This window comes from Paenibacillus sp. GYB004 (assembly GCF_036577605.1).
Lineage (GTDB): Bacteria > Bacillota > Bacilli > Paenibacillales > NBRC-103111 > Paenibacillus_AB > Paenibacillus_AB oceani.
Window position 1 is genome coordinate 359,964 of record NZ_JARBDB010000011.1, and the last position, 22,269, is coordinate 382,232.

The window sequence follows — 22,269 nt, forward strand, 5'->3', positions numbered from 1 at the left end:
GAGAACGATGGAACGTTCGCGCGAATTAGTGAATGAACTGCTGGAACGAGCATGTGTGGTCGGCCAGGCGGACGACGGGCTGCGCATTTTTTGCAAAAGCGACGGTGGCTATGCGGTAACGCCGGAGAAGTACAAAGTACCTGTTGTAGTCGATGCCATGGTCAAAACGGACAGCACAAACATCCGGCTGCGCTTCCGGGAAGGCGCGGTTATTCTGAATTGGGAGAACAACAAAGACGAGCTCCGCTGGCATGACCCGATCAGCGGTAAGGAAGTCGGGGTCCGCGGCAAGGGCCGGGTGCCGGAAAACGAATGGATTCGGATCGTATGGAGGATCGACGAGTCCAGCGCGTCGCTGATTGTTGACGGAGAAGAACGGTGCCGGTTTGAAGGGGATTACCGCGACGCGGCCGGGCAGATTGGGATCGGTTCCGAAGATCCGGACGGGATCATCACTCATGTTAGCTGGAGAACGCCGGACGAAGTGAGTGGCTGCAGTCACGCTTACCCGGAAGATCGCGAGTTTTTGATCGATTATATGACGTCGAAGCGGCAGACGGAACGGTAAGCCGGATCTGCACGCGAGGAGCTGTTGCCAGCTCCCCGTATGCATTAGCTATATCGGCTGCGCCATCTGAGGGATATTGTCGGGGGCGGCTGTTTCTTCGCCTTTCCACAGAAGCTGCATCTCGGCGCAGGTTTGGAGCAGTTCGGCAAGCGTTCCTTCCGCCTCGATCCGGCCGTCCTTCATCACGATTATCCGGTCGGCCTGGATTAAGGCCGATCTGCGATGGGAGACGGCGATGCATGTAACGTCGCGCTCTGCGAATAATCGTTCCCACAGCTGCTTCTCGGTGTGCACGTCGAGGGCGCTGGACAGGTCGTCGAAGAGGAATAAGTCCGCTTCGGTCAGCATCATCCGCGCGGTAGCCGACCGCTGAATCTGGCCTCCGGACAGCATCACGCCGCGCGGGCCGACATACGTCTCGAGACCGAGCTGGAGGTCTTCGACGTCTTTGTCCATTACGGCTAACCGAATCGCCCGATCCAGAGAACCGGAGGACGGTTCGCGCCCCAGGACGATATTGTCCCGAAGCGTATCGCTGAACAGCCGCGGCACTTGAGGCGTGTAGGCGGTTCTGGGCGGGATGAGGAAGTTTGCCGGTTCATCCAGCTCGCGACCGTTCCAGCGGATGGTCCCTTCCGAACCCGGCAGCAGCCCGAGCAGCGTCCGGAGAAGAGTTGATTTGCCGGAGCCGATTCTGCCGGTTATTACGACGAATTGCCCGCGCTTAACCTGCAAGTTCACATCGGTGATACCATGAACCGAGTTCGGATACGTATAGGAAAGTCCAGTTACTTCCAGTTCGACGAACCGATCGTCCCGCTGGTCGGCGGTAACGGGCAGTTCGGGCGGGGAAGCGTACATATGCAGCTCGCTGTACTCGGCAACGCGTTCCTCTTCGCCGGGACGGAACAACTCGCGCATCCGGTCCAGCGACACCCTCAGTCGCTTATGCTGAAACACCATATATCCGAATAGCGAGATGCTGGAAGCGAACATGGTCAGGTACGAAGTAAACAGGGCGAAGTCACCGACCGTAAACCGGCCCGCCTGCATCTGGGCGGCGCACATCAGCAAGATGATGCCGGTACTAACCGTCAGCACGTGCTGATTCAGCGAACGCATCCACTGTTTGAACAAATTGTCTTTGAGCGCAGTATGCCGGCGCGCCTCGTTCAGCACCGAAAAGCGGTTCAGCACATGCTCCTCCGCCTGACCGAGCTTGATCGCTTGTACGGCGCCGAACGTCTCGGCGATAAATCCGGTTAAGCGTCCGGACGCTTCGCGGCTCAGCCGGCTGTATGTTCTCGCACGGTTGCCCGACAAGTTGTTAATGAGGGAAACGACGACAAGCGGCAGGATCGCGACTACGGTAATTTGCCAGTTGATCCTGGCCATGATGAGGATTGCAACGACGGCGAACGAAAGACGTCCCCAGAAGTCTACCCACGATTCGACATACTCGACCGCTTCGTTGACGTCCTCCCGGAAGCGGGTCATCGCTTCTCCGGGTGAAGCGGGAAGATTACGTCCCGGCCAGCGCATAATACCGGCGAGCATATTCGTACGAAGAAGCGCTTGAACATGATAGAAGTACGTGACCCATTTATAAAAGGCGATAAAAAATACGCCAACTCTCGTAAAACGGACGAGGGCTACGACGATTAACGGGACGGCCAGCCAGACGTAGCCTTGCGAGGGAGCCGCCACCCGGTCGAAAAACCACTGCATGCCAAGTCCGACGAGCAGCGGCATGGAGTGGAACATTCCCCATAACAGTCCGTTGATTACAAACAAGGACAGCCGAAAACGAAGCAGCCGCCCCAGAAACCGGCTTACAGTCATGCCAACTCCTCCTGTCGATCGTCTCGAAGCAGTTCCGCGTAGCGGGACTTCGGATCTTGCGCAAGCGTCTGCCGGGAACCGAATTCCAGAATTCGCCCGCCGCCGAGCACCATAATTTTGTCTGTTGCTTCCAGCGTCGATAACCGGTGTGCGATCACGATTCCGGTACATTGCTCCATCAGCTTGTCGACTGCGGTTTGCAGCGCCGCTTCGGTTGCCGTATCAAGTCTGGATGACGGCTCATCCAGAATAACCAGACTCGGCTTCGTCAGAAATACACGGGTAAGCGCGAACAGCTGCGCTTCTCCGGCCGACAGGGAAGCGCCTCCCGCCTTCAAATGGGTATCCAACCCTTGCGGCAGACTGTCGATCCAGGGGCGCAGACCCAGCCTGCCGGTCGTATCCCATATTTCTTCGTCCGACATCCGGCTGTTGAACAAAGTCAGGTTATCCCGCAACGTCCCGTCGAACAGCTGTACGTCCTGCGTAACCATGCCGACGCGTCTATACAGAGCTTCCAGCCGCAGCGTCCGGATATCGACTCCGCCGATGCGAATGACGCCGCTGTCGAGGTTGTACAGGCGAAGCAGCAGTCGGCTGATGCTCGTTTTGCCGCTGCCGGTGCGCCCGATCAGGCCGAGACGTTCGCCCGGCTCCAGCCGGAAGCTGATGTCCCGCAGAACCGGATTCTCTTGGTTGTAGCTGAAGTTCACCTGAGAGAATTCCACGGCGAGAGGGCCTTCGGGTAGTGAATCCTCCGTTCCGCTGCGGATTTCGCTTTCCAGCGAGAGGATCTCGCGGGAACGGCGCATGCCGGATTTCGCTTTTTGAAACTCCTGCATCTGGTTGCCGAGCTGCTCGATCGGATCGTTTAACATTTGCGTATATTGAAAAATCAGGAACAGAGCGCCGAGTGTCACTTGTCCTGTGATATACAGATGCACGCCCATCAGCAGCACGGCAGTGACGGCGACCGCAAACAGCGATACCGTTACGTTCCAGGGAACGACGCGTAGCATCCAGGCTTTGCGTCCCCGCACGAACACGTTGCGCATGGCGAGATGAAACCGTCTCATCACGTACGGGACGCTGCCGCTCGTCTGCACATCCTCGATGCCGGCAATCCGCTCCTCGATAAAGCCGAATAACACTGCGCTCGCTTCGCGCTCCGCCTGGGACGATTTGACGCCCAGATCGCGAATGACGAACATCGCGCCGACGGATACGCACGTGAATATCGTCATCACGATGGCGATCGGCCAATTGAAGACGAACATATAGCCTAAGATCCCGGCGAGCAGAATAAAGCTGCCGACGATCTGGACGACGAACATCGCGAAGAAATTCGACATTCCTGATACGTCGCCGTCGATGCGCTCGATCATTTCTCCAGGCGTCTTCACGTTGTGAAACCGCATGTCGAGACGCAGGCAATGCTTCAGCAGATCGGCCCGAAGCCGGTTGGTCGCCCTCCAGGCCACATCGTTGCCCAGGTAGCTTAACAACACCGTTAGAAGCTGGCTGCAAACCGCCAAGACAAGAAAAATTCCGGCGAGCGACAGTAAGCTGTCCAAGGGGCCTTGGCTGGATGCGGTGTCAATAAATCGCTGGATAATCTGAGGATTGAGGAGCTGCACCCCCGTAGACGTCAACAGCAGAAGCAGCAGGACGAGCATTCGTCCTTTAACGGGCAGCAGATATCGGAACAGCCAGGTGATCGAACTTGGTTTATTTTGCGGCATGCCGCACCTCCATATTGCTTTCGAAAACGATTTTTGTCATGACTGCCCCTGGACATGCCAACGAAAAAACTCCAAGCGAAGCGCTCCCGGAGTCAAGGGGACGACGAGACAATGTATTCCCATCATACAAGAATTTGCAATAAAAGGAAGGTAGAGAATCGGTATAACCGTTGTTGGTGCGGCGGGAAGCGGAAACATTCCTTATTGCGGAGGAATCGGATAACCGGCGAGAAATAAGTATATATCGATATGGATGATCGAAAGGGGCTAATGTTAGGGTGATGTTAAGGTGATCCAAGCGTTCTTGTTTGATACATAGTTTTCGCAAACTCGTGACTTCAGTCATGAGTTAGAAAACATCGGATAGGGCGTGGCTTATGCCACGTTAACTATCCGATACATGTTTAGGTGACTATTACAACAATCCCTTTAATGTCAAGGTTTCTAAGGTGAACAACGCTGACATAGGTTATCCTGTAATCAGAGGTGATTATGTGTCAGAAATAAAGCGTGGTCGTGGTTACGTCTATGCCATTCAGTACCCATCGTATGGTGCGTAAAGTACCGACACAAGATACTTGTGGAAGAAATCGCCGTAAGACTAAAAGAAATTCTTGTTCAGATTGCGTCCGATAACAACTTCACTATATCTGAAATTGAAAGCGACTCCGATCACATTCATCTCTTAGTGGAATGTACACCACAGCATTCAATACCTGGTATGATTAATGCGTTAAAAGGTGTTTCCGCGAGACTTTTGTTTAAAGAGTTTCCTGAGTTAAAAAAGAGATTGTGGGGAGGGAATTTTTGGAATCCTTCTTATTTTGTTGCAACAGCCAGTGAACATACAAAAGAGCAGATAAGAACGTATATCCAAAATCAGAAAGTGAAGTGAAAAGCAATGGTAGTGAATAAAGCTTATAAATTCCGAATTTATCCCACGCCAGAACAAGCGACACTCATTAACAAGACGATCGGATGCGCTCGATTTGTGTATAATCGTTTTCTAGCCCTATGGAGTGACACCTATAAAGAGACAGGAAAAGGCTTATCTTATGGAGCATGTTCTGCTGAACTCACAAAACTAAAACAAGAAATAGACTGGTTGAAAGAACCGGACAAATTTTCTTTACAAAATGCACTGAGGAATTTGAGTGACGCATACAATCGCTTTTTCAAAAAACAAAACGATGCGCCAAAGTTTAAGAGTAAAAAGAATCCTGTACAGTCTTATCAAACAAACTACACGAATGGAAATATTGAAATTGTAGACAATCAGATCAAGTTGCCTAAACTTGGACTTGTGAAATTGGCTAAAAGCCGTGAAGTTGAAGGGAGAATCCTGAACGCTACGATTACACGCAAGCCAAGCGGGAAATACTTTGTATCCGTGCTTGCAGAAGCGAGCATCGATGAGCTGCCCAAAACAGGCAAAGAAGTTGGCATCGATGTTGGCTTGAAAGATTTTGCAATTCTATCCAATGGCGTAGTAGTTGGCAACCCTAAGTTCTTTCGCAGATTGGAAGAAAAACTGGCAAGAGCACAGCGTAAACTTACACGCATGATGAAAGGCAGCAGCAACTGGAACAAGCAGCGCATCAAAGTAGCGCGTATTCACGAGAAAATCATGAATGCTCGTACGGACTACTTGCATCAGATTTCAACGCATATTGTCAAAAACCACGACATCATTGCCATTGAAGATTTACAGGTAGCCAATATGGTCAAGAATCGTAAGTTAGCCAAGGCCATTAGCGAGGTTTCCTGGTCGATGTTTCGCTCCATGCTAGAGTACAAAGCGAAGTGGTATGGCCGCATCGTAGTGGCTGTAGGCTCAACATTCGCATCTTCGCAATTATGCTCCTGCTGTAGCTATAAGCACAAAGATGTAAAAGATTTGAAGTTGCGTGAATGGGATTGCCCGGAATGTGGAGCGCATCACGACCGAGACTTTAACGCAAGCCTGAATATTCTTGCCGAAGGCAAAAGACTTCTTGCTGTGTAATCCTTACACGAACTGTCGGAACGACAGGGTTAGCTTGGTGAACTTCTCTTCGTTAGAAGGGACTACCCAAGAATCTCGTGACTTTAGTCATGAGAGGTTCAAATGGACGGAGTAATCATCGACTCTCATTCCGTCGCCTACGAGCTGCTGAGTGAAGCTGCCCGAACCTACGATTGCAGCATAACGGCTGACGAGATCAAGTCATGGGGGAGTTTAAGCTCCCGGCAATTTTGGTCCATTGTGAAGGAACGCTACAACTTGCCGCATGACCTTTCTACCTTGATCGGCAGCTATAATCAAGACCGCGAGATCGAGCTGTACGCTTCTATGCAGCCAGTCCCCGGGGTGCTGCCGTTTTTGTTGGAGTGCAAGGAGTATGGAATGAAGACGGCGCTCGCCACAAGCGCATCGAGAAAAAGAATGAACGCCGTCCTGGATTTGTTCGGGCTGCGCGACTTATTCGATGTTACGGTATGCGATGAAGAGGTGGCTGCCTCCAAACCGGATCCGCAGATTTTTTTGCTGGCTAGCGATAAGCTTCAGATTAATCCCCGTGAATGTATCGTAATCGAAGATTCCCGGAACGGGTGTTGGCGGCTAAGCAAGCCGGTATGAAATGTCTCGGTTTTAAAGGACTGAGCCATGTCGATGAAGATCTGACAGGAGCCGATCTGCAATTCCACCAGTTTCAGGAGCTTTCGGTTGAGGGGCTGGTTCGCCGCTTTTCGCTCGATTTCGTACCGCTTGATCGGGAAGGGCTCGCCCTGCTGGAAGCGTGGTTTCAGGACCAGGAGGTGCGAAACTGGCTTGGCGGTATACTGCCTTTAGACCGTTGGTATCGCTTCGTTCAGCAAAGCTCCGGTTATTACGCGTGGAACGTATACGAAAACGGGAATGCGATCGGCCACATTCACCTAGAGACGTACGCGGACCGTACCGCTTCGGTCGGGCTGATGGTTCATCCTGCAATGCGATTCCGGGGCTACGGAGCCCGTTTGCTGCAGTATTTGCTTGTTCGGCCTGAGCTTATGGGGATCGAAACCGTCAAGGCGTATGTAGAAACGGAAAACCGGGCCAGTCTACGTTGCTTTCAAAAAGCCGGGTTTACCGAAGAAGGGTTGGACCCGGACGGCTTGGTTGTATTCACTTGTCCGTTATCGGCTGGAAGCTGATTGGCGGAATTGCTAGTGGAGAATTCATTCGATAGAATAAGAGAAATGGTTGAAGATGGCTAATCGAGGTTGGCTCCGAGCACTCGATGGATCGTATGGAAGGAAGGCTGCCAAGGTGACGGAATTACACACGATTGCTGAACCCGATGTTTTGAAAAAACGGCTGATGGCTTTGGCCGCGCTGGATCTGATCCTTTGCCCGGAGGAATGGCTGCGGTATCACAGTTTTATAGTGGAGTGGGCACCTCAAGTTTCGCTTGCGAAGATCGATAACGGGGCAGGCGACCACCTGTTTGTTTTGTTCGCTTCGGAAGGGGTTATTATGAAAGGGTTCGATCACGAGTCGGCCTTAAGCCCGCACGCTGGAGACGAATACGAGGTATGGACCGGTATTTATGACGAAACGCCGGAAGCGCTTCTGGCTTGGCTGGACGATGAGGCGCTGGAGAAAGACGAGGTCACCTTCTGCCTATGGCGGGAAGCCGGAGATTCCGTTTGGCGGAAAGGCAATGTTGATATCCCCGACGGGGAGGAGGATGGTTCCGGCTTTCTGCTCGGCACGATCTTTGAAACGCCGGAGGATTATGCCGACTGGGCGGAGGGTTACTTCGAGATGACAGTGCCGCTTGAAACGGTGCAGCAGATCTACGCCGGCGCTCCGATTACGGCCGACATGATTCGATCTTTGAACGCGGAGTGGGATGTGGCGGAAGCTTTGCGAGAGTTGGAGGAGCTGTTTATGGGTATATAACCTATCGGAATAGAGGGACGAGCGTGAGCCTTTATGTGAAGGAAGCAGGCGATTCCAACAAGCCGCTGCTTGTCTTTCTGCACGGAGGAGGAGTAAGCGGCTGGATGTGGGACAAGCAGGTCCGCTATTTCAAGGACCGTTATTCCATCTTAGTCCCAGATCTGCCGGGTCATGGCAACAGCGCCGACGTGCGCTTCATTTCGATTCGCGATACTGCTGAGGAGATCATGAAGCTGATTAAAGAAAGACAAAACGGGCGGGACGTGACGATCGTCGGATTTTCGCTGGGTCACTTGAGTTTTCAGCAGTCAGTCGAGCAGGGTGGGACCGGACTTTTTACGAATAAATCCGGCTAGCCAAGGAAATACAAGTAAAGCTGCTTTATGTCCATACTTTACCGAATAGCTGATAAGTACAAGGATCATGTTTTTATGTTTAACTCTGTGGTTGAGTATTAGGAATACAAAATTCATTATAAGAGGAGACCAACAAGATGACGATACCAGGCAATAAGTTTATTCCGTTTTTCACGTTTGACGGACGAGCCGAGGAAGCGATGAATCTGTATACCTCGTTATTCGAGCATTCGCAAATTATGAATATAACCCGATACGGGGCTGAAGGTCCTGGGAAGGAAGGCAGTGTTATGCATGGCACCTTCCTGTTGAACGGTCAAACGTTCATGTGCATCGACAGTCCTGTCAAGCACGAGTGGACCTTCTCGCCGGGGATCTCCATCTATGTGAATTGCGAATCGGAAGCGGAAATAAGCCGTGCCTTCGAAACGTTATCGCAAGGCGGCGTAGTGTTAATGCCGCTTCAGGCGTATCCGTTCGCCAAACAGTTCGGCTGGGTCGCAGATCCTTTCGGAGTTTCGTGGCAATTAAGCTTGCAGTAAGGGAACCGCGGTGATCCGGAAGGGGAAACAGCTGAATGCTGCGGCAATCGGCTGGAGCGAAGGTATCCGTTCCCTCCAATGCACTAATGTCTGGGATTGCACATCAACGACCGTCCGCTCTTTTACGGACGGTTTTTCTATTGATACGAAAGGAAGAGACCGGAGTGGATAGGTTCATGGTATAATATTCGGTAACTTACGACAGACACCAGGCACCAGACACAGAGGACAGAGGACAGACGGCGGGCAGGAGGAGCAGATGAAGGAGCGCGAACAACGTACTCAGGTGGACATCGACAGAGAGGAGACCGGCAAGGAGGAAGAACCGGTATGGGAAGAGCCGGACTTTTTCGACACGGATGAGGATGAAGCGGATGAAGCCGAAGAGCGGGCATACTTCGAACGCAAAGCGAGAGCGAGACAGCGCCTGAAAAAATGGATCGCGGTCACAGCTATCGCCGCTATGCTCGGCAATGTTGTCGCCTTCTGGCCGATGCTTTACAATATGCAGGCGATTCAGTTTCTGGCGATTTCGAGAAAACTGTCGCAGGACGATTCGATCGCCCGGTACAAGCAATCCGTGGTCGTCGTCGGCACGGAAGATGGAAAAGGCACCGGATTTGTCATATCGCCGGACGGATATATTGTCACGAACCATCATGTGATCGACGGAAACCAGAAAGCGTTTGTACGTTTTTCGGAAGGGGCGAGCCATGAAGCGGAAGTTGTGATCAGCGAAGAGACTCTCGACCTGGCTGTGCTTAAGATCGTAACGCCCGAGTCCGAACTTCCGGCGCTTCCTCTCGAGCGAGAGTCTCAGTGGCGGCCCGGCAATCCTGTGTATGTGATCGGCAATCCGCTATTTTTCAACCATATCGCAAACCAGGGAACGATCGTTGGCGAGATCCCGGTGCAGGGTCTGGATGTGAAGGCGATGGCTCTCCGTGCTCCGATCTACAAAGGCAATAGCGGCAGTCCGGTCATCAACGAAAACGGCGAAGTGATCGGAGTCGTATTTGCAACTACACAAGTTGAACTTGGCGGAGAGAAGGAGAAGATGGGGCTGGCCGTCCCGATTCGCCATCTGATTCCGCTGCTGGAGAAACAGTCAGGCGGTCAATGACGGACGAGGAGACGGCAACGGGATTATGGCTGATGAGGAGAAAAGAGCCGCCGGATACTCCCTTTTCGCCTGGCCCAGCCAGCCGTTCATTTCGAGACATGAGACAACTGAGGGGGTCATCCGCAGCGCTCTCCCACCATGACCGTATACGCTGGATCGGGCCTTGTCACCGTTCTCTCAGCAAATCGGTGTGCATATGCAATAGGATGAATTCTAGAAATGGGCTCCTAAAATTACCGGGAGCTCTTCCTTTTTTGCTGAATTTGGGTTAAACTTTTGCGGTCAAGCCTCATAAGCGCTGATAGTATCCAACTTGAGGGGAGCAGATAGTGCGTGAGTAATAGAGCGGTTTTTTTGGGATCGGATGACAACGGGAAACGAACGCAAGTATATGACAGCGGTTTCTACGAACAAATGGACGGGATTCTCGAATTTATGGCGGAGCCTGTGAACCACAAAAACATCGAGTCTTTCGAGTCCGAGCTTCGGGACGTGGAGATCGCTTTCTCGACATGGGGGGTTCCGCGTTTTACTGAGGAGGAAATCAAGCGGTACTTGCCGAAATTGCGGGTATTGTTTTATGGGGCGGGGTCGGTGCAAACGTTCGCTCGTCCTTTTATGGCTTGCGGGGTAACCGTCGTCAGCGCATGGGCGGCGAATGCGGTTCCTGTCGCGGAGTACACAGCGGCTCAAATCGTATTGGCGAATAAAGGATTTTTCCGGTCGGCCGCGATGTGCAAATCCGATCACTTGGAGTCGAGAATGCTGGCGGACCAGTATCCGGGCAACTACGGCGCGAAAGTCGGCATACTCGGCGCAGGCATGATCGGCAGCATGGTCATCGAGAGATTGCAAGCGTACCGCATCTCGGTCGAAGTCTTCGATCCTTATTTGTCGGAGGAACGCGCAGCCAAGCTGGGAGTCGTCAAGTCGGAGCTGGTCGATCTGTTTGCGAACTGTCATACGATCTCGAACCATTTGGCAAACTTGCCTGCGACGGTCGGGATTTTGAATAAGGAGCATTTCGATCGGATGATGCCTTATGCGACGTTTATCAATACCGGCCGGGGCGCCCAGGTCGTAGAGCCGGACTTAATCCGGGCCCTGCGGGAGGTGCCTACTCGGACGGCGCTGCTGGACGTCACATACCCGGAGCCGGTACGAAGGGACAGCGAGCTGCTGCAGCTCGACAACGTTATTCTGACTCCCCATATCGCAGGAAGCATGAGCCGTGAGGTTGCGCGTATGGGGTTGTATATGGCGGACGAATGCAAGCGGTATTTGAACGGCGAGGCTCTGAAATTCAACGTGACGTATGACATGCTGGAAACGATGGCTTAATGGAACTTGTCCGTCATATGTGGAGAAAAAGTGTGTCCGTGCTTGTCGGCTCACCTTTTTCTCTTTTTTTTGAGGAGGATAAGGGTGGTTTATGAGGCTGTCGATTCATTGTGGACAACCAAGTGGAAAGGGAAAAGATTACCTTCTGGCGAGTTTTGTCTGGAATCCCCTACCTTACAATCCTTATACAATCAAGGGATTCCGGACAACCTGTCTGAGCAGAAGAAGGTAACTTTTCACTTGGAACGGTCTGCTAACACTTCTACACAATGAATCGACAGGCTCCCCAGAGACTCCAATTGGTGAAGTCACAAAAGTCCTTTTGCGATTTTTTTTGCCCCGCTCAGAACCGATGCTGCTCGGGAAGAAGGACCTCAACTTCCACGTTACAGTGGGAATGGAGGTCCTTTTGTCTAATAATCGGCTCTACTGTCCTACGACACTTTGGAGACAGCCTCTTCCTTATGTCACAGGCGTGGGACGCAGGATTACCGGCTTCCGGCGGTCTGTAGAGACAACCCCGGCCGGACTTTGTCGCCGATGCGCCACTGGATGCCGATCATAACCAGGATGACTGCCAGCATCATCAGGAAAGCGGGGAGAAAGCTGTTGTATGCATCGTGCAGCAGGCCGATGGCAAAAGGCCCGGCCGCGCCGATGACGTAACCGCCGCATTGCGACATCGCCGACCAACTGCCGGCTTCTTCAGCCGAATCGGTCTCGACGATCGGCAGCATCAGAGCGAGCGGGAACAAGCCGCCTGCACCGAGACCCAGACATACGACCGCAACCGACAGCGGGAGTCCGGATAACAGCAGAAGAATGCCGATCAGTTCGCATGTACTGCACAGGATAAGAAACAGCCGGCGTTTGCCGTAACGGGCGACCAGCGAGGGCACGATCACCGATACCGGAATTTGGATAAGCGTAAATACGGTCAGTAGCAGCGCGGCGTTTGTTTTGCTGTAGCCGAGACTTTGGGCGATCGGCGAAATCCATGCGGTTAACGAATAAAACATGCTGGCCATCAGCCCGAAGAAAAATGTGAGCATCCAGGCCCGCTTGCTGCGTATGGGAAGGCGGGAGCGGGACGCCGGCAGTCCGTTTTCGTTACGCTTCCGGATGAGCCCCGCCCAGATCAGCAAGGCGAGCACGCCCAAGACGGCCCAGCACGCCAGGGTCAGCGGCAGATTGTTCCCGGTCCGGGCGTATACCGGAATCGACAGGCCGGAAGCCATAGCGGCGCCCACCGTCATCGAGGCGGAATACACGCTGACGATTCCCGGATGGTTCGGGAAATACTTTTTGATAAAACCGGAGAGCAGCGGTCCGGCCAAACTGATACCGATTCCAGCGACGACCGCGGTCAGGATCAGGAGCGTTTCCGAACCGATAAGTCCGCGTAACGCGGTGGCTGCCGTAACCAATGTGAGAGCAAGAAAAATCGTGCGTTCGAGACCGATCCGATCCCGAATCGGGGTCGCAACGACCGCGAATACCCCCATGCACAATACGGGAAGCGTAGTCAGCAAACTGGCTGCCACTCCGCTCATTCCCGTGTTGGCCTGGATCGTCTGCAGCAAGGGAGCCACCGATGTAATTACGGGGCGTAAATTCAAAGCCGCCAAAAAAATAGCGGCCAGCAAATAAAAGGTTCTCATGGGCACTCCATCCTTTATATTTCGCGGTTAAGTAGTAACTACGAGTATAGAGAAGGAATGAAAATTGATCAATACTATCGTTTCTATTATAATCATAGAAAAATACTATTGATGGAGCGAGGATATGGATACCCGGCAAATTCAATATTTTTTAGCCGTTTGCGATCATCTTCATTTTACTAAAGCGGCAAACGAGCTCGGGATCAGCCAGCCAACTCTAAGTCAACAAATCCGCGTGCTGGAAGACGAGCTCGGTATGCCGCTGTTTGACCGGATCGGCAAAAAAATCGTGCTGACCGAAGCCGGCAAGCTGCTGCTTGTATATGGGGAGAAAATGCTACAAGCCGAACACGATGCCAAACAATCGATTCAGGAATTGTTGCGGGGGCGGAGGCGGGACGATTCGGCTCGGTGTTCTTCCTTCCGATCTGGACTTCCTGCTCGTGCCTCTGTTTATTCATTTTCATCAGCACTTCCCGTCCACGCAGCTTCAGGCGATCTCCACGCTGCGGATTCAGGAGGAAGTGTTGGACAATACCGTGGATCTCGGAATCGGCGTGAGGAATACTCCGGACAACCGGTTAACTCAAATTGCGCTTCGCTCCGAGCCCTACGAACTGGTGGTTAACCGCTCCCATCCGCTGGCGGGACGGAAGGAAGTGAAGCTGCGCGAAGTGGAGCCACTGCCGCTGGTGATGTATCCGAGAGGGTTCCTGGGGCGCGAGCTGGTAGAGAAGGCGTGCAGGGAGGAAGGATTTCACATCTCGACCGTCATGGAGACGACGACGGCTTCTTCGCTGCTGCAGCTCGTCAAAGCCAATATCGGCGCGACGATTCAACCACAAAGTCTGCTGAAACGGGGGCCGGAGCAATACGAACTGCTGGCGATTCCGATCACCGACCGTCCGCCTGTCCGTCACCTGGAGCTGGTCCATCGTTCGGACCGGTTTATCAGCGCTGCCCAGAAGCAGCTAACCGGGTGGCTGATTGAATTTTTTGAGCGCTAAGATCGCATGTAGGCGAAAGCTAAACACCAGATTCCAGCAGACCCCGGTCCGTGTCCAGGACGCCGGGGCTTTTTTGGGCCTGTCCGAAGCGTTAACCAAATAGGCATTCGCACATATGATGTGGGGGAAATGGCAATTCGGGGAGGACATGTGAGATGGCTGACGTATTTGTGGCTCGTTCGCTGGATGAAGTGCGATTTTGGTCGCGGATTATGAAGGAGCATTCTTTGTTTCTGAAGTTGGGGTTCCGGTGCGACGACACTCAACTGATCCAGGAAGCCAACCAGTTCTACGCAATATTCGAGTCGATCGAGAACCGGGCAAACAGCTATACGGCCGGGACCGATCCGCAGACGATCCGTACATTCAATGAGGATACTTATGTCGCCGTATCCCACATATGGGCATTCAAAAGAAAAGTGCTCGGATTAATCCTGACATGCCAACTGCCGGGGGCGAACAATTTCCCGCTGCTGGTCGATCATGTGAGCAGGGAAGCCAACTATTTCAGAAACCGGCTGGCCGAGCTGAACACCGGTAGACTGGAACCGCTGCCTGATGCGATTATCGATGAAAATGTGTTCTTTCTGCGAATTATGGCCGATCATGCCAAATTTATCAGCCATCTGCTCGATCCTTCCGAGCGGAAGCTGGTGCAGCAGGCGAACGAATTCAGCCACGATTTTGACCAACTGCTGTTCCAGGCCAAAGATTTGGAATCGATGAGGCCCCAGTCGCAGACCGCACCGCTGCTCGATCAGTTTCTCGATCAAAACCGGGTCTCGGTCAAGTCACTGCGCGATTTCAAGAAGACGGCGCGCGAATTAATCGAAGCATGCCGGATCAAAAGCATCATTCATCCGCTGCTTGCGGATCACGTGTTCCGCGAAGCCGAGCGTTTTCTGTTTCTGATCGATATGTTCGAAAACAGTTTGACGGGAAAGCCGGTTCCTGCCGCACATGAACTGATCATGGATTGACGGCTGCATGAGCCGGAGTGTATAACCTGGAAATCGTCCTCTGAAGGGGCACAGGAGCTAGAGCGGTATACCCTTCACAGGACGATTTTTGCGGTTAACGGTAGCAAGCCGGCCGCTTCACGCCTGATCGAACCAGCACACTTTGTTGGGGCCGGTCAGCGGGAGCGGTTCCCGGTTGAGCCGGAGCTCGACGAGCGTTGTCGTAAACGGGTAAAAAAATTTAACTTCCGTATCGCCGAGCAGGGGCGACAAATCCAAAGCCGCATGCCACGTGCCGTCCGCGTCGTATGGCTGCTGTCCGCCATTTGTATCGCCGGAGATGCCGTGATACGTAACGAACGAAGAGCCGGAAGAGGCGATCACGCGCAGAATCAGGCTTTGGAGGGAGCCGGGCTTCAGCTCTTCCAGATTGACATGAAAATTCCGCAGGCTCGTGTCGCCGCTGTACGCGTGCACGTCTACATCAAAGTATTGGAGCTCTTCCGGCCCGCCGTGATGCCGCCGACCTTCAAGCTGTACATAATAGTCCGGTACCGGTTCGCCCCGTTCGTCGATGACCCGGATCACAAACTGCTGCCAAGGGGTCAACCGGGCCATCGTGTCCCGGGTTAGGGCGTTGACGCGCCGATGCCAGTCTGCGAGTTCCTGGCCGCTCTCCACCCCGAGCGCGTCGTATACGATCGCTGCCAGTTCGTCGGATGGCTCGCGGAGAATCGTGCCGTGATTCGCCCCCTCGACCGGAATAAACGGAATGTCGACATTGCTCCAATTCGAGACAGAGATCCGCTCTTGCTTCTCTTTGTGCTTGGCCAGATCGAGGACGATTTTCCGGGAGTTCAGCGCGCAGCCTGCCCATCGTACGGTCCCGTCCGTCCCGGCGTCGCTGATCAGCTTCTTGAGGCCGCCATATCCCAACGTACCGCAAAATGTAAATACATACGGGGTATCGCCGTTCGGGCCGTAGCAAGGCGTAAGACCGAGCAGATCGTTCTCCGCCAATTCCCAGGTGAACTTGCTCCCGAGCTCCAGCCCGTCCAAAACCCGGTCTCCGGCTTCCAGGAAGTCAGGGCCGAATTCTTTTCGGCCTTTGAATATACCGCCAAGCCAGCTTCGGCCTTTGTGAGCGAGCGGGGAGCCGAAACTGGCCGGCGCAAGCCCGATTAGGTGCTTCAAGCGGCTCCGTCTCGAGGCGTACATCGACAACCAGGAGCGCACGACGAGCATCCCGGTCGAATGGACGATCGCATCGAACTCATCATCTCCTCCCAGGCCGATCCGTTCGCGGAGCGCACGGTCGAAACCTTCGGCGATATCCGCGATCGACACCTCGTTGGTTAACGTTTCATACGAACAGACGTGAAGGGTGCGGGGATCGTAGCCAAGCTCGCACAGCTTGCCGACCCAGGTTTGAAACGACTTTCCTTTGTCGGAATAGCCGTGGATCAAGATGACGGGGCGTCTAGCCATAACACTCCTCCTAAAAAGTAACTGCGCCGGCAGGCGAAGAGGCGAAAAGACGAAGAGACGGAAGCGGCAAACGGACAAGTCTGCACGAAGGATAGGCTGTTTTGCCGCTAAGCTATATATAGGGCGATTCGTTCCGATTCAGAAGCAAATTGTTGCGGCAGGCGCCCGGTCGGATGCGACTAAGTTGGAAGTAATTATTTTGGGAGCAGGCAGGTAATGGCTCCCTGTACAGCGAAGGTTATGTGGTCATGCAGTGAAGCCATGGATATTTCGTAGGTATAAGGGGAGAAGAGGAGTATGAGATACCGGACGATTCCGCGTACCGACATCCACGCGTCGTCAATCTGTCTCGGAACGGCGTCGATCGGCAGTACGCTGAATGAAGCGGATTCCTTCAAGATGCTGGATACGTTCGTCGATTTGGGCGGCAATTTCCTGGACACGTCGCTGAATTATGCGGATTGGCAATGTGAGATCAAGAGCGTCAGCGAGAAAACAATCGGCAAGTGGATGAAGCTGAGACAAAACCGGAACCGGATCGTGGTCGGAACGAAGGGCGGCTGTCCGAAGCCGGCGGAGGGACGGTTTTTCCGGTTGTCGCGCGAGGAACTGGAGCACGACCTGCAGAAAAGTCTGAGCAATCTGCAAGTAAGCACGATCGATCTGTATTGGCTGCACCGGGACGATCCGTCGAGAGCGGTTTCGGAGATGATCGATTTTCTGCACGAGCAGGTGATCGCCGGCAAGATCCGCAGCTTCGGCTGCTCCAACTGGTCGGTGAAGCGTATAGAGGAAGCGAGAGCGTATTCGGAAGCCGCGGGGAAGTACGGATTTTGCGCCAATCAGATGATGTGGAGTCTGGCCGAGCCAAATCCGGATGGAATATCGGATAAGACGCTGGCGGTTATGGATCAGGCAACGAAGAAGTATCACGAGACATACGATTTGGCGGCGGTGCCGTTTTCGTCTCAGGCCGGAGGCTTTTTCGGCCGCGCGCTCAGCCGCTCAGAGCTGGAGAAAGCCAAGCCTTCGCTCGGCAAATATTTCAACGACGTCAACTTCGGACGTCTGGAGCGCGTACGCGAAATTGCCGGAGAGATCGGGGCGGCTCCCTCGGCGGTAGCGCTTGCCGTATTATTTGCGCAGCCGTACGCGGTCTACCCGATCATCGGCTCACGAACGACGGAGCAGTTGGCGGACAGCTGCGCCGCCGGACAGCTTCGGCTGGAGGAGAGAACCGCGAGATACATCGAGACAGGAGAATAACGCAAGATGCCGCATCGTTTTCGTGACCCGACCGGCGAACATCGAGGCGGGTTTTTGGTCTCAACGATCGAGAGGGAGGCGGAGAAAAAGGCCGGCCAAGGAGGAGACGAATCATCGTGTTACCGGATCTCGCGGCATTTCGGGAATACCGTTATATCGAAAAGCGGTCTTAACTTGGGCGGCACGGGTTGGCCGGGCAGGAGCGACCCTTACTTGTTAATCTCAACTGGCGCAGCGCATAAAGGCAGGTGAACGGCAATGGCTCTGAAGGCGTGGAAGTTGGCCCCGGGCAGCTTGAAAGTGATGTACATCAGTTCGTTTTTTATGAATTTGGGGTTTTACGCGCTGATTCCGTATTTAACGCTGCATCTTACCGGCGACTTCTTCTGGACTCTGGCACTCACCGGCGTCTTGCTCGGTGTCCGGCAAATCTCTCAGCAGGGGCTGACGTTTATCGGCGGTCTCGTAGCGGACAGGTTCGGCTGTAAGGAAACGTTAGTATTTGGCGTCGGAGTGCGTGCCGCCGGTTTTATGTCGTTTGCTTTTTGCAGCGAAGTTTGGCATTTTTTCGCCGCAGCGATCGTCTCCGGGCTGGGCGGAGCTTTGTTCGAGCCGTCCTACCAGGCCGCCTTCGCGCGGTTGACGCCGGAAGAACACCGCAAGACCCTTTTTTCTTTCAAGAACATCGTATCCAACCTGGGCATGGTATCGTCCACGATCGTAGGAAGCGTGCTGAGCTCGATCGATTTCTTTTATTTGTCTGTCGCGTCCGGCAGCATCTACGTGTTGATCGGCGGACTAATCGCGTGGCGCTTGCCGCGGCTCGAAGTCGATTTTGCCCGCAACAGTGTGTTTAAGGATATCCAACTGATTTTAAAAGACGGGCCGTTCGTCGCTTATACGTTCATTCTGATCGGTTATTACTATCTGTTTATGCAATTGTTCCTGACGCTACCTCAGTTGGCCGAAGCGGTTGTCGGCGACAAAAGCGGGGTAGCCTACGTATACGGCGCGATCTCGCTCTCTGTCATCCTGTTCCAACTGCCGATTACCGCGAAGCTGCAAAACGTTCAAAACCGGTTTTGGCTGATCGGCCTGGGTACGCTTGTGATGGGAGTCGGACTGTTCTCGTTTCTGTTTGCCTTCAACCTGATTGCGCTGTTGGCGGGATCGGTCGTTTTTGCTTTCGGAACGATGATTGCCGGCCCTCTGCTGATGGACGTCGTGCCGATGTTCGCGCCTCCCCGGCAGCTCGCCTCGTATTACGGATTCAACGGGTACTCGTTAGCCGTAGGAGGCGCGCTGAGTACGATCGCCGGCGGCTGGCTGTACGATCTGGGTGTTGCGAAAGGTTGGCCGGGCTTGCCGTGGCTCATATGTCTGGGTGTTGCACTGGCGGCCGCCCTTGGCCTGTTCTTGCTGAAAGACAGCCGGAACCGGTTCCAGACGAAGCCGCAATCCTAATTAGGAATAAAACGCATGGCCGGGAAGCGGAACTGTCCCAGGCGATGCGTTTTTTTTGGTGAGCCGACGATTTGTTAGGGCAGTTATGGCAAAGATGAACCCTATTCGTTCATATACCTGGCGGCCCTGCCAATTTCATCCGGTTGCGGTGCTCCCGGGGCGACAAGCCTTTGAACTGTTTGAACTGCTTGTTAAAGTAGCTTAACGAATGAAAGCCGCATTCAAAGGCGATGTCCGTAACCGACTTGTCGGAGTAATCGAGCAAATAAACGGCGGACTGCAGCCGAAGCCGGCTTATGAACTCATTCGGGGAGAGACTCGTCATCTCTTTGAATTTGGTATAAAACATCGTCTTGCGCATCTGAGCCATAGCAGCCAACCGATCGATCGCGATGTCCTCGCTGAAATGGGACAGCACATACTCGATGACCCGCAGCACGCCTTCATCGGTTGAACGATCGATATGCGCATCGCGATCCAGCTCGAGGTAGTACCGGTACAGATGCACCACAATATCGATAAAAGCTTGAAATTGTTTGGCTTGCCAGCCGGGGAGCCGGTTCTCTTCCTCCAGCACGGCTTGCCTTGCGGCGTCGTGAATCGCGATGGCATAAGGCGAATGCGCCGGAATGAGCGGCGAGAACCGGCTGGCCGCCGTGTAGAAAGGCCGGATCAGCTTGCCGCCCTCGGGAATGGAACGAACGATCGACGGGGAGAACAGCAGCATAATCCAGTGAACCGGTTTCTCCGTATCCTGCACGAGGTTGTAATGAGGCTCGAAAGGCCGGAAGACGAAGACGTCTCCGGGCTTCCCGTGATAATCGCGGCCGATCAGCCGGTATTTGGCGTCGTTCTCCAGCAGGATGCTGACCTCCAGCGCATCGTGGACATGCATATCGTGCTCGGATAACCGGCCGATCTTCCGAACGAAGTTCAGCTCCCTATCCAGTCTTACATCTTCGTAGAACATAACGACCCCGCCTATTTCGCTTGATTTCCCTATCGTATCCCGGAACGCAGTTTTCGTAAAGAAGCACATCGGACGAGAACGGCCCGGGTTGAACAAAAATACAACTTTTTGCGCCGTTTCGAGCAGTTTTTGCGGCCGCATTCCTGTACATTTAGTACAAATCCAGCTGAGGAGGCGTACGAATGAGTACAGCAGTTATCTCGAACTTTGTATTGACGGAGCAAATGATAGAGGAGTTTTACCGGGAAGGATTTTTTTACGCGCCGGGATTCATTACGCCCGAAACGGTGGAGAGAATCAACAAAGAAAATGCGGATTTTGCGAACCAATCGGAAAGCGGGAAGTGGAAATCCAACGGATTCATCCATTTCGACAAAAGTGCGGCGCAATTTCCGGAAACGGCCTCATTGCTTGCCTCCAAGGTTCTGATCGAGGTGTACGAGAAAATACTCGGAGACGAAGTTAGATTATGGATGGGCATGTATGCGGTTGTGCCTCCGCACGGAGAGGGACTTGCTTGGCACCAGGACAACATGTACACCCATATATTGGGGCATATGCTGAACGGTTTTATCGCGCTGGATACGATCAGTCAGGAAAATGCGGGATTGTGGCTCGCGCCGCGTTCGCATCGTCTCGGACGCCAGGCGAATCTGAACGAGGACGGAGCGGAGCACCGCCGCGCCGCCGATCCGGAGAACGGGATGCCGTGCAAGCCGATGGCTCCCGGGGACGCCGTCATTTTCCATCGCGAGACGCTGCACCACAGCAAGACGAATCACACGGAAAAGCCGAGAAGAGCTTACGCGTTCCAGGTCGCATCGAAGGCGTGCCGTTATGCAGAGACGGGCAAGCAGCTCACCGATCGGGAACTTCTGTCGGCATTGAAACGGTAAACGGATTACAACCAGTATCAGCCCTCCCCAGGCAGGCGTTCGCTCCTAGCTTGGGTGAGGGTTTTTTCTTTAGGGCGAGGTCCGGGCAGGAGAGTCCTCGGTTCATTCTGGAGGAAACCAATACGATTGCGGGCTGAGGCCTGGATGAATACAATGGAAGTTATACATACAAATCTAGGAGGATTTTGTGAAATAGAAATAATACAATAATGCAGTCGCAAGCTGCTGGAGCGGCTGATGGAAGAACATCCATTTGCCGATTGCTGTAGCTGACCGATCAGCTTGACCATACAGAAAAGGAGGGAATCCGTTGGCGGATTTGACTTTTATCCGATCCGGTGTACACCGTCATCTGGCGGCGGAGATGTTGGAAGCTGTTGTTGCCGATGCGGACGTATCCGGACTGATGGTTTCGGGCTCGGTAGCGAGAGGGGATGCAGCGGAAGGATCGGATCTCGATCTGTACGTGTTATTAAAGAAGGGTGCTCCAGGGATTTTTATACCGGGAATCACTCCGGAATTCTTCTGGAGATCAAGTATGCCGACTTCGATAAGGCGCTGGACAAACTGAACCGCAATAGCATGGAAATGTATAACTACTTGGACGGACATATCTTGTATGATCCGGAAGGGCTGGTGCAGAAGCTGTCCGATATAGCAACCGAAAATTACAACGGTTACCGGAGCCCCCGGAAAGATAAAAAGGAGACGGCTCATTGGCTGTTAAGCGCCAAAACGAAAATGGAAGCGGCCGCCGGAGCGGGGGATTCGCTGAAGGCTTCGTTCGTGGCAAGCACGACTTCTTATAAAATACTCGAAGCGTTTTGGCTCGTCAATCATAAACCGATGCCCCCCTCCGGGGGGGTTCTGGCCTACCTGAAAGACTTGGAGCATGGAGCCGCGCTGCTGGAGGATTGGATGAGCCGGCTATTCCTAGGTTCCGCTGAAGCCAGAGTTCGTGCGGCGCTGGAAATGATCGACTTTGTCCATCCGCTGCTTCAGAACGAGACCAATTAGCAAGGACGGGCGGGTATGGGAAAACAGGCTGCGCGATCGCGGCAGCCTGCTTACGCCAGTACAATAAAGGAGCGGAGCCTGTGACAGGCTCCATGAAAT

General features: G+C 53.6%; 21 protein-coding genes and 2 pseudogenes. 18 read left to right on the plus strand and 5 right to left on the minus strand.

Going from position 1 to position 22,269, the window contains the following annotated elements:
* Positions 1 to 7 precede the first annotated feature (7 nt).
* On the plus strand, positions 8 to 568 hold the full coding sequence (locus PV433_RS07470) for a hypothetical protein (RefSeq protein ID WP_332071554.1): 561 nt from the start codon (positions 8 to 10) through the stop codon (positions 566 to 568).
* Between the two features lie 48 nt (positions 569 to 616).
* Here the strand turns inward: PV433_RS07470 and PV433_RS07475 are convergent, their stop codons facing one another.
* Together PV433_RS07475 and PV433_RS07480 are read right to left on the minus strand one after the other, a co-directional pair.
* A complete protein-coding gene (locus PV433_RS07475; RefSeq protein WP_332071555.1) occupies positions 617 to 2,410 on the minus strand; it encodes an ABC transporter ATP-binding protein in 1,794 nt (597 codons plus the stop codon).
* On the minus strand, positions 2,407 to 4,152 hold the full coding sequence (locus tag PV433_RS07480) for an ABC transporter ATP-binding protein (protein ID WP_332071556.1): 1,746 nt from the start codon (positions 4,150 to 4,152) through the stop codon (positions 2,407 to 2,409). The genes PV433_RS07475 and PV433_RS07480 overlap by 4 nt, the downstream gene beginning before the upstream one ends.
* Positions 4,153 to 4,646: 494 nt before the next feature.
* Here PV433_RS07480 and tnpA point away from each other — a divergent pair.
* The 9 genes and pseudogenes from tnpA (at position 4,647) to PV433_RS07525 (ending at position 11,442) form a co-directional block, all read left to right on the plus strand.
* A pseudogene (tnpA, locus tag PV433_RS07485) lies at positions 4,647 to 5,047 on the plus strand (IS200/IS605 family transposase).
* A 6-nt stretch (positions 5,048 to 5,053) separates the two neighbouring features.
* On the plus strand, positions 5,054 to 6,157 hold the full coding sequence (gene tnpB / locus PV433_RS07490) for an IS200/IS605 family element RNA-guided endonuclease TnpB (protein WP_332071557.1): 1,104 nt from the start codon (positions 5,054 to 5,056) through the stop codon (positions 6,155 to 6,157).
* Positions 6,158 to 6,259: 102 nt separating this feature from the next.
* Positions 6,260 to 6,772, plus strand: a complete 513-nt coding sequence (locus PV433_RS07495) for an HAD family hydrolase (RefSeq protein ID WP_332071558.1) — start codon at positions 6,260 to 6,262, stop codon at positions 6,770 to 6,772.
* On the plus strand, positions 6,748 to 7,329 hold the full coding sequence (locus PV433_RS07500) for a GNAT family N-acetyltransferase (protein WP_332071559.1): 582 nt from the start codon (positions 6,748 to 6,750) through the stop codon (positions 7,327 to 7,329). The genes PV433_RS07495 and PV433_RS07500 overlap by 25 nt, the downstream gene beginning before the upstream one ends.
* Positions 7,330 to 7,444: 115 nt before the next feature.
* Positions 7,445 to 8,080, plus strand: a complete 636-nt coding sequence (locus PV433_RS07505) for a hypothetical protein (RefSeq protein WP_332071560.1) — start codon at positions 7,445 to 7,447, stop codon at positions 8,078 to 8,080.
* 23 nt (positions 8,081 to 8,103) lie between these two features.
* Entirely contained in the window at positions 8,104 to 8,436 is a 333-nt protein-coding gene (locus PV433_RS07510; RefSeq protein WP_332071561.1) for an alpha/beta fold hydrolase, read from the plus strand.
* A gap of 137 nt (positions 8,437 to 8,573) precedes the next feature.
* A complete protein-coding gene (locus PV433_RS07515) occupies positions 8,574 to 8,978 on the plus strand; it encodes a VOC family protein (protein WP_332071562.1) in 405 nt (134 codons plus the stop codon).
* 259 nt (positions 8,979 to 9,237) lie between these two features.
* Positions 9,238 to 10,101 carry a S1C family serine protease gene (locus PV433_RS07520; protein WP_332071563.1) on the plus strand — a complete coding sequence of 288 codons (864 nt, stop codon included), beginning with the start codon at positions 9,238 to 9,240 and terminating at the stop codon, positions 10,099 to 10,101.
* Between the two features lie 333 nt (positions 10,102 to 10,434).
* Positions 10,435 to 11,442: a hydroxyacid dehydrogenase gene (locus PV433_RS07525; RefSeq protein ID WP_332071564.1), complete on the plus strand. Its 1,008-nt coding sequence runs from the start codon at positions 10,435 to 10,437 to the stop codon at positions 11,440 to 11,442.
* 488 nt (positions 11,443 to 11,930) lie between these two features.
* Here PV433_RS07525 and PV433_RS07530 read toward each other — a convergent pair whose 3' ends face one another.
* On the minus strand, positions 11,931 to 13,103 hold the full coding sequence (locus PV433_RS07530) for an MFS transporter (RefSeq protein WP_332071565.1): 1,173 nt from the start codon (positions 13,101 to 13,103) through the stop codon (positions 11,931 to 11,933).
* Positions 13,104 to 13,227: 124 nt separating this feature from the next.
* Between PV433_RS07530 and PV433_RS07535 the strand changes: the two are divergent.
* The 3 genes and pseudogenes from PV433_RS07535 to PV433_RS07545 all read left to right on the plus strand — a co-directional run.
* Positions 13,228 to 13,353, plus strand: a pseudogene (locus tag PV433_RS07535) (LysR family transcriptional regulator); the annotation flags it as partial.
* 103 nt (positions 13,354 to 13,456) lie between these two features.
* A complete protein-coding gene (locus tag PV433_RS07540) occupies positions 13,457 to 14,110 on the plus strand; it encodes a LysR family transcriptional regulator substrate-binding protein (protein ID WP_332071566.1) in 654 nt (217 codons plus the stop codon).
* A 155-nt stretch (positions 14,111 to 14,265) separates the two neighbouring features.
* The gene (locus PV433_RS07545) at positions 14,266 to 15,090 is read left to right on the plus strand and encodes a DUF2935 domain-containing protein (protein ID WP_332071567.1); all 825 of its coding nucleotides are present in this window, start codon (positions 14,266 to 14,268) and stop codon (positions 15,088 to 15,090) included.
* A 117-nt stretch (positions 15,091 to 15,207) separates the two neighbouring features.
* Here the strand turns inward: PV433_RS07545 and PV433_RS07550 are convergent, their stop codons facing one another.
* A complete protein-coding gene (locus PV433_RS07550) occupies positions 15,208 to 16,557 on the minus strand; it encodes an esterase/lipase family protein (protein WP_332071568.1) in 1,350 nt (449 codons plus the stop codon).
* 297 nt (positions 16,558 to 16,854) lie between these two features.
* On the opposite strand from PV433_RS07550, the gene PV433_RS07555 reads away from it, so the two are divergent.
* Together PV433_RS07555 and PV433_RS07560 are read left to right on the plus strand one after the other, a co-directional pair.
* Positions 16,855 to 17,823 (plus strand): aldo/keto reductase, encoded by a 969-nt coding sequence (locus PV433_RS07555; protein ID WP_332071569.1) that lies wholly within the window; start codon positions 16,855 to 16,857, stop codon positions 17,821 to 17,823.
* A 258-nt stretch (positions 17,824 to 18,081) separates the two neighbouring features.
* Complete coding sequence (locus tag PV433_RS07560) at positions 18,082 to 19,287, plus strand: MDR family MFS transporter (protein WP_332071570.1); 1,206 nt, start codon at positions 18,082 to 18,084, stop codon at positions 19,285 to 19,287.
* A 109-nt stretch (positions 19,288 to 19,396) separates the two neighbouring features.
* On the opposite strand, the gene PV433_RS07565 is transcribed toward PV433_RS07560, so the two are convergent.
* Complete coding sequence (locus tag PV433_RS07565; protein WP_332071571.1) at positions 19,397 to 20,257, minus strand: AraC family transcriptional regulator; 861 nt, start codon at positions 20,255 to 20,257, stop codon at positions 19,397 to 19,399.
* Between the two features lie 182 nt (positions 20,258 to 20,439).
* Here PV433_RS07565 and PV433_RS07570 point away from each other — a divergent pair, with 182 nt between their 5' ends.
* From PV433_RS07570 to PV433_RS07580, 3 genes are all read left to right on the plus strand, one after another.
* The gene (locus PV433_RS07570) at positions 20,440 to 21,153 is read left to right on the plus strand and encodes a phytanoyl-CoA dioxygenase family protein (protein ID WP_332071572.1); all 714 of its coding nucleotides are present in this window, start codon (positions 20,440 to 20,442) and stop codon (positions 21,151 to 21,153) included.
* A 310-nt stretch (positions 21,154 to 21,463) separates the two neighbouring features.
* The gene (locus PV433_RS07575) at positions 21,464 to 21,724 is read left to right on the plus strand and encodes a nucleotidyltransferase domain-containing protein (protein WP_332071573.1); all 261 of its coding nucleotides are present in this window, start codon (positions 21,464 to 21,466) and stop codon (positions 21,722 to 21,724) included.
* A gap of 29 nt (positions 21,725 to 21,753) precedes the next feature.
* Positions 21,754 to 22,170, plus strand: a complete 417-nt coding sequence (locus PV433_RS07580; protein WP_332071574.1) for a hypothetical protein — start codon at positions 21,754 to 21,756, stop codon at positions 22,168 to 22,170.
* Positions 22,171 to 22,269: the final 99 nt, after the last annotated feature.

What these genes read in the sequence shown, in the direction of transcription:
- PV433_RS07470 (WP_332071554.1), top strand. Translation starts at nt 8, where the DNA reads ATGGAACGTTCGCGCGAATTAGTGAATGAACTGCTGGAACGAGCATGT.
- PV433_RS07475 (WP_332071555.1), bottom strand. Translation starts at nt 2,410, where the DNA reads ATGACTGTAAGCCGGTTTCTGGGGCGGCTGCTTCGTTTTCGGCTGTCC.
- PV433_RS07480 (WP_332071556.1), bottom strand. Translation starts at nt 4,152, where the DNA reads ATGCCGCAAAATAAACCAAGTTCGATCACCTGGCTGTTCCGATATCTG.
- tnpB (WP_332071557.1), top strand. Translation starts at nt 5,054, where the DNA reads ATGGTAGTGAATAAAGCTTATAAATTCCGAATTTATCCCACGCCAGAA.
- PV433_RS07495 (WP_332071558.1), top strand. Translation starts at nt 6,260, where the DNA reads ATGGACGGAGTAATCATCGACTCTCATTCCGTCGCCTACGAGCTGCTG.
- PV433_RS07515 (WP_332071562.1), top strand. Translation starts at nt 8,574, where the DNA reads ATGACGATACCAGGCAATAAGTTTATTCCGTTTTTCACGTTTGACGGA.
- PV433_RS07520 (WP_332071563.1), top strand. Translation starts at nt 9,238, where the DNA reads ATGAAGGAGCGCGAACAACGTACTCAGGTGGACATCGACAGAGAGGAG.
- PV433_RS07530 (WP_332071565.1), bottom strand. Translation starts at nt 13,103, where the DNA reads ATGAGAACCTTTTATTTGCTGGCCGCTATTTTTTTGGCGGCTTTGAAT.
- PV433_RS07540 (WP_332071566.1), top strand. Translation starts at nt 13,457, where the DNA reads ATGCCAAACAATCGATTCAGGAATTGTTGCGGGGGCGGAGGCGGGACG.
- PV433_RS07545 (WP_332071567.1), top strand. Translation starts at nt 14,266, where the DNA reads ATGGCTGACGTATTTGTGGCTCGTTCGCTGGATGAAGTGCGATTTTGG.
- PV433_RS07550 (WP_332071568.1), bottom strand. Translation starts at nt 16,557, where the DNA reads ATGGCTAGACGCCCCGTCATCTTGATCCACGGCTATTCCGACAAAGGA.
- PV433_RS07555 (WP_332071569.1), top strand. Translation starts at nt 16,855, where the DNA reads ATGAGATACCGGACGATTCCGCGTACCGACATCCACGCGTCGTCAATC.
- PV433_RS07560 (WP_332071570.1), top strand. Translation starts at nt 18,082, where the DNA reads ATGGCTCTGAAGGCGTGGAAGTTGGCCCCGGGCAGCTTGAAAGTGATG.
- PV433_RS07565 (WP_332071571.1), bottom strand. Translation starts at nt 20,257, where the DNA reads ATGTTCTACGAAGATGTAAGACTGGATAGGGAGCTGAACTTCGTTCGG.
- PV433_RS07570 (WP_332071572.1), top strand. Translation starts at nt 20,440, where the DNA reads ATGAGTACAGCAGTTATCTCGAACTTTGTATTGACGGAGCAAATGATA.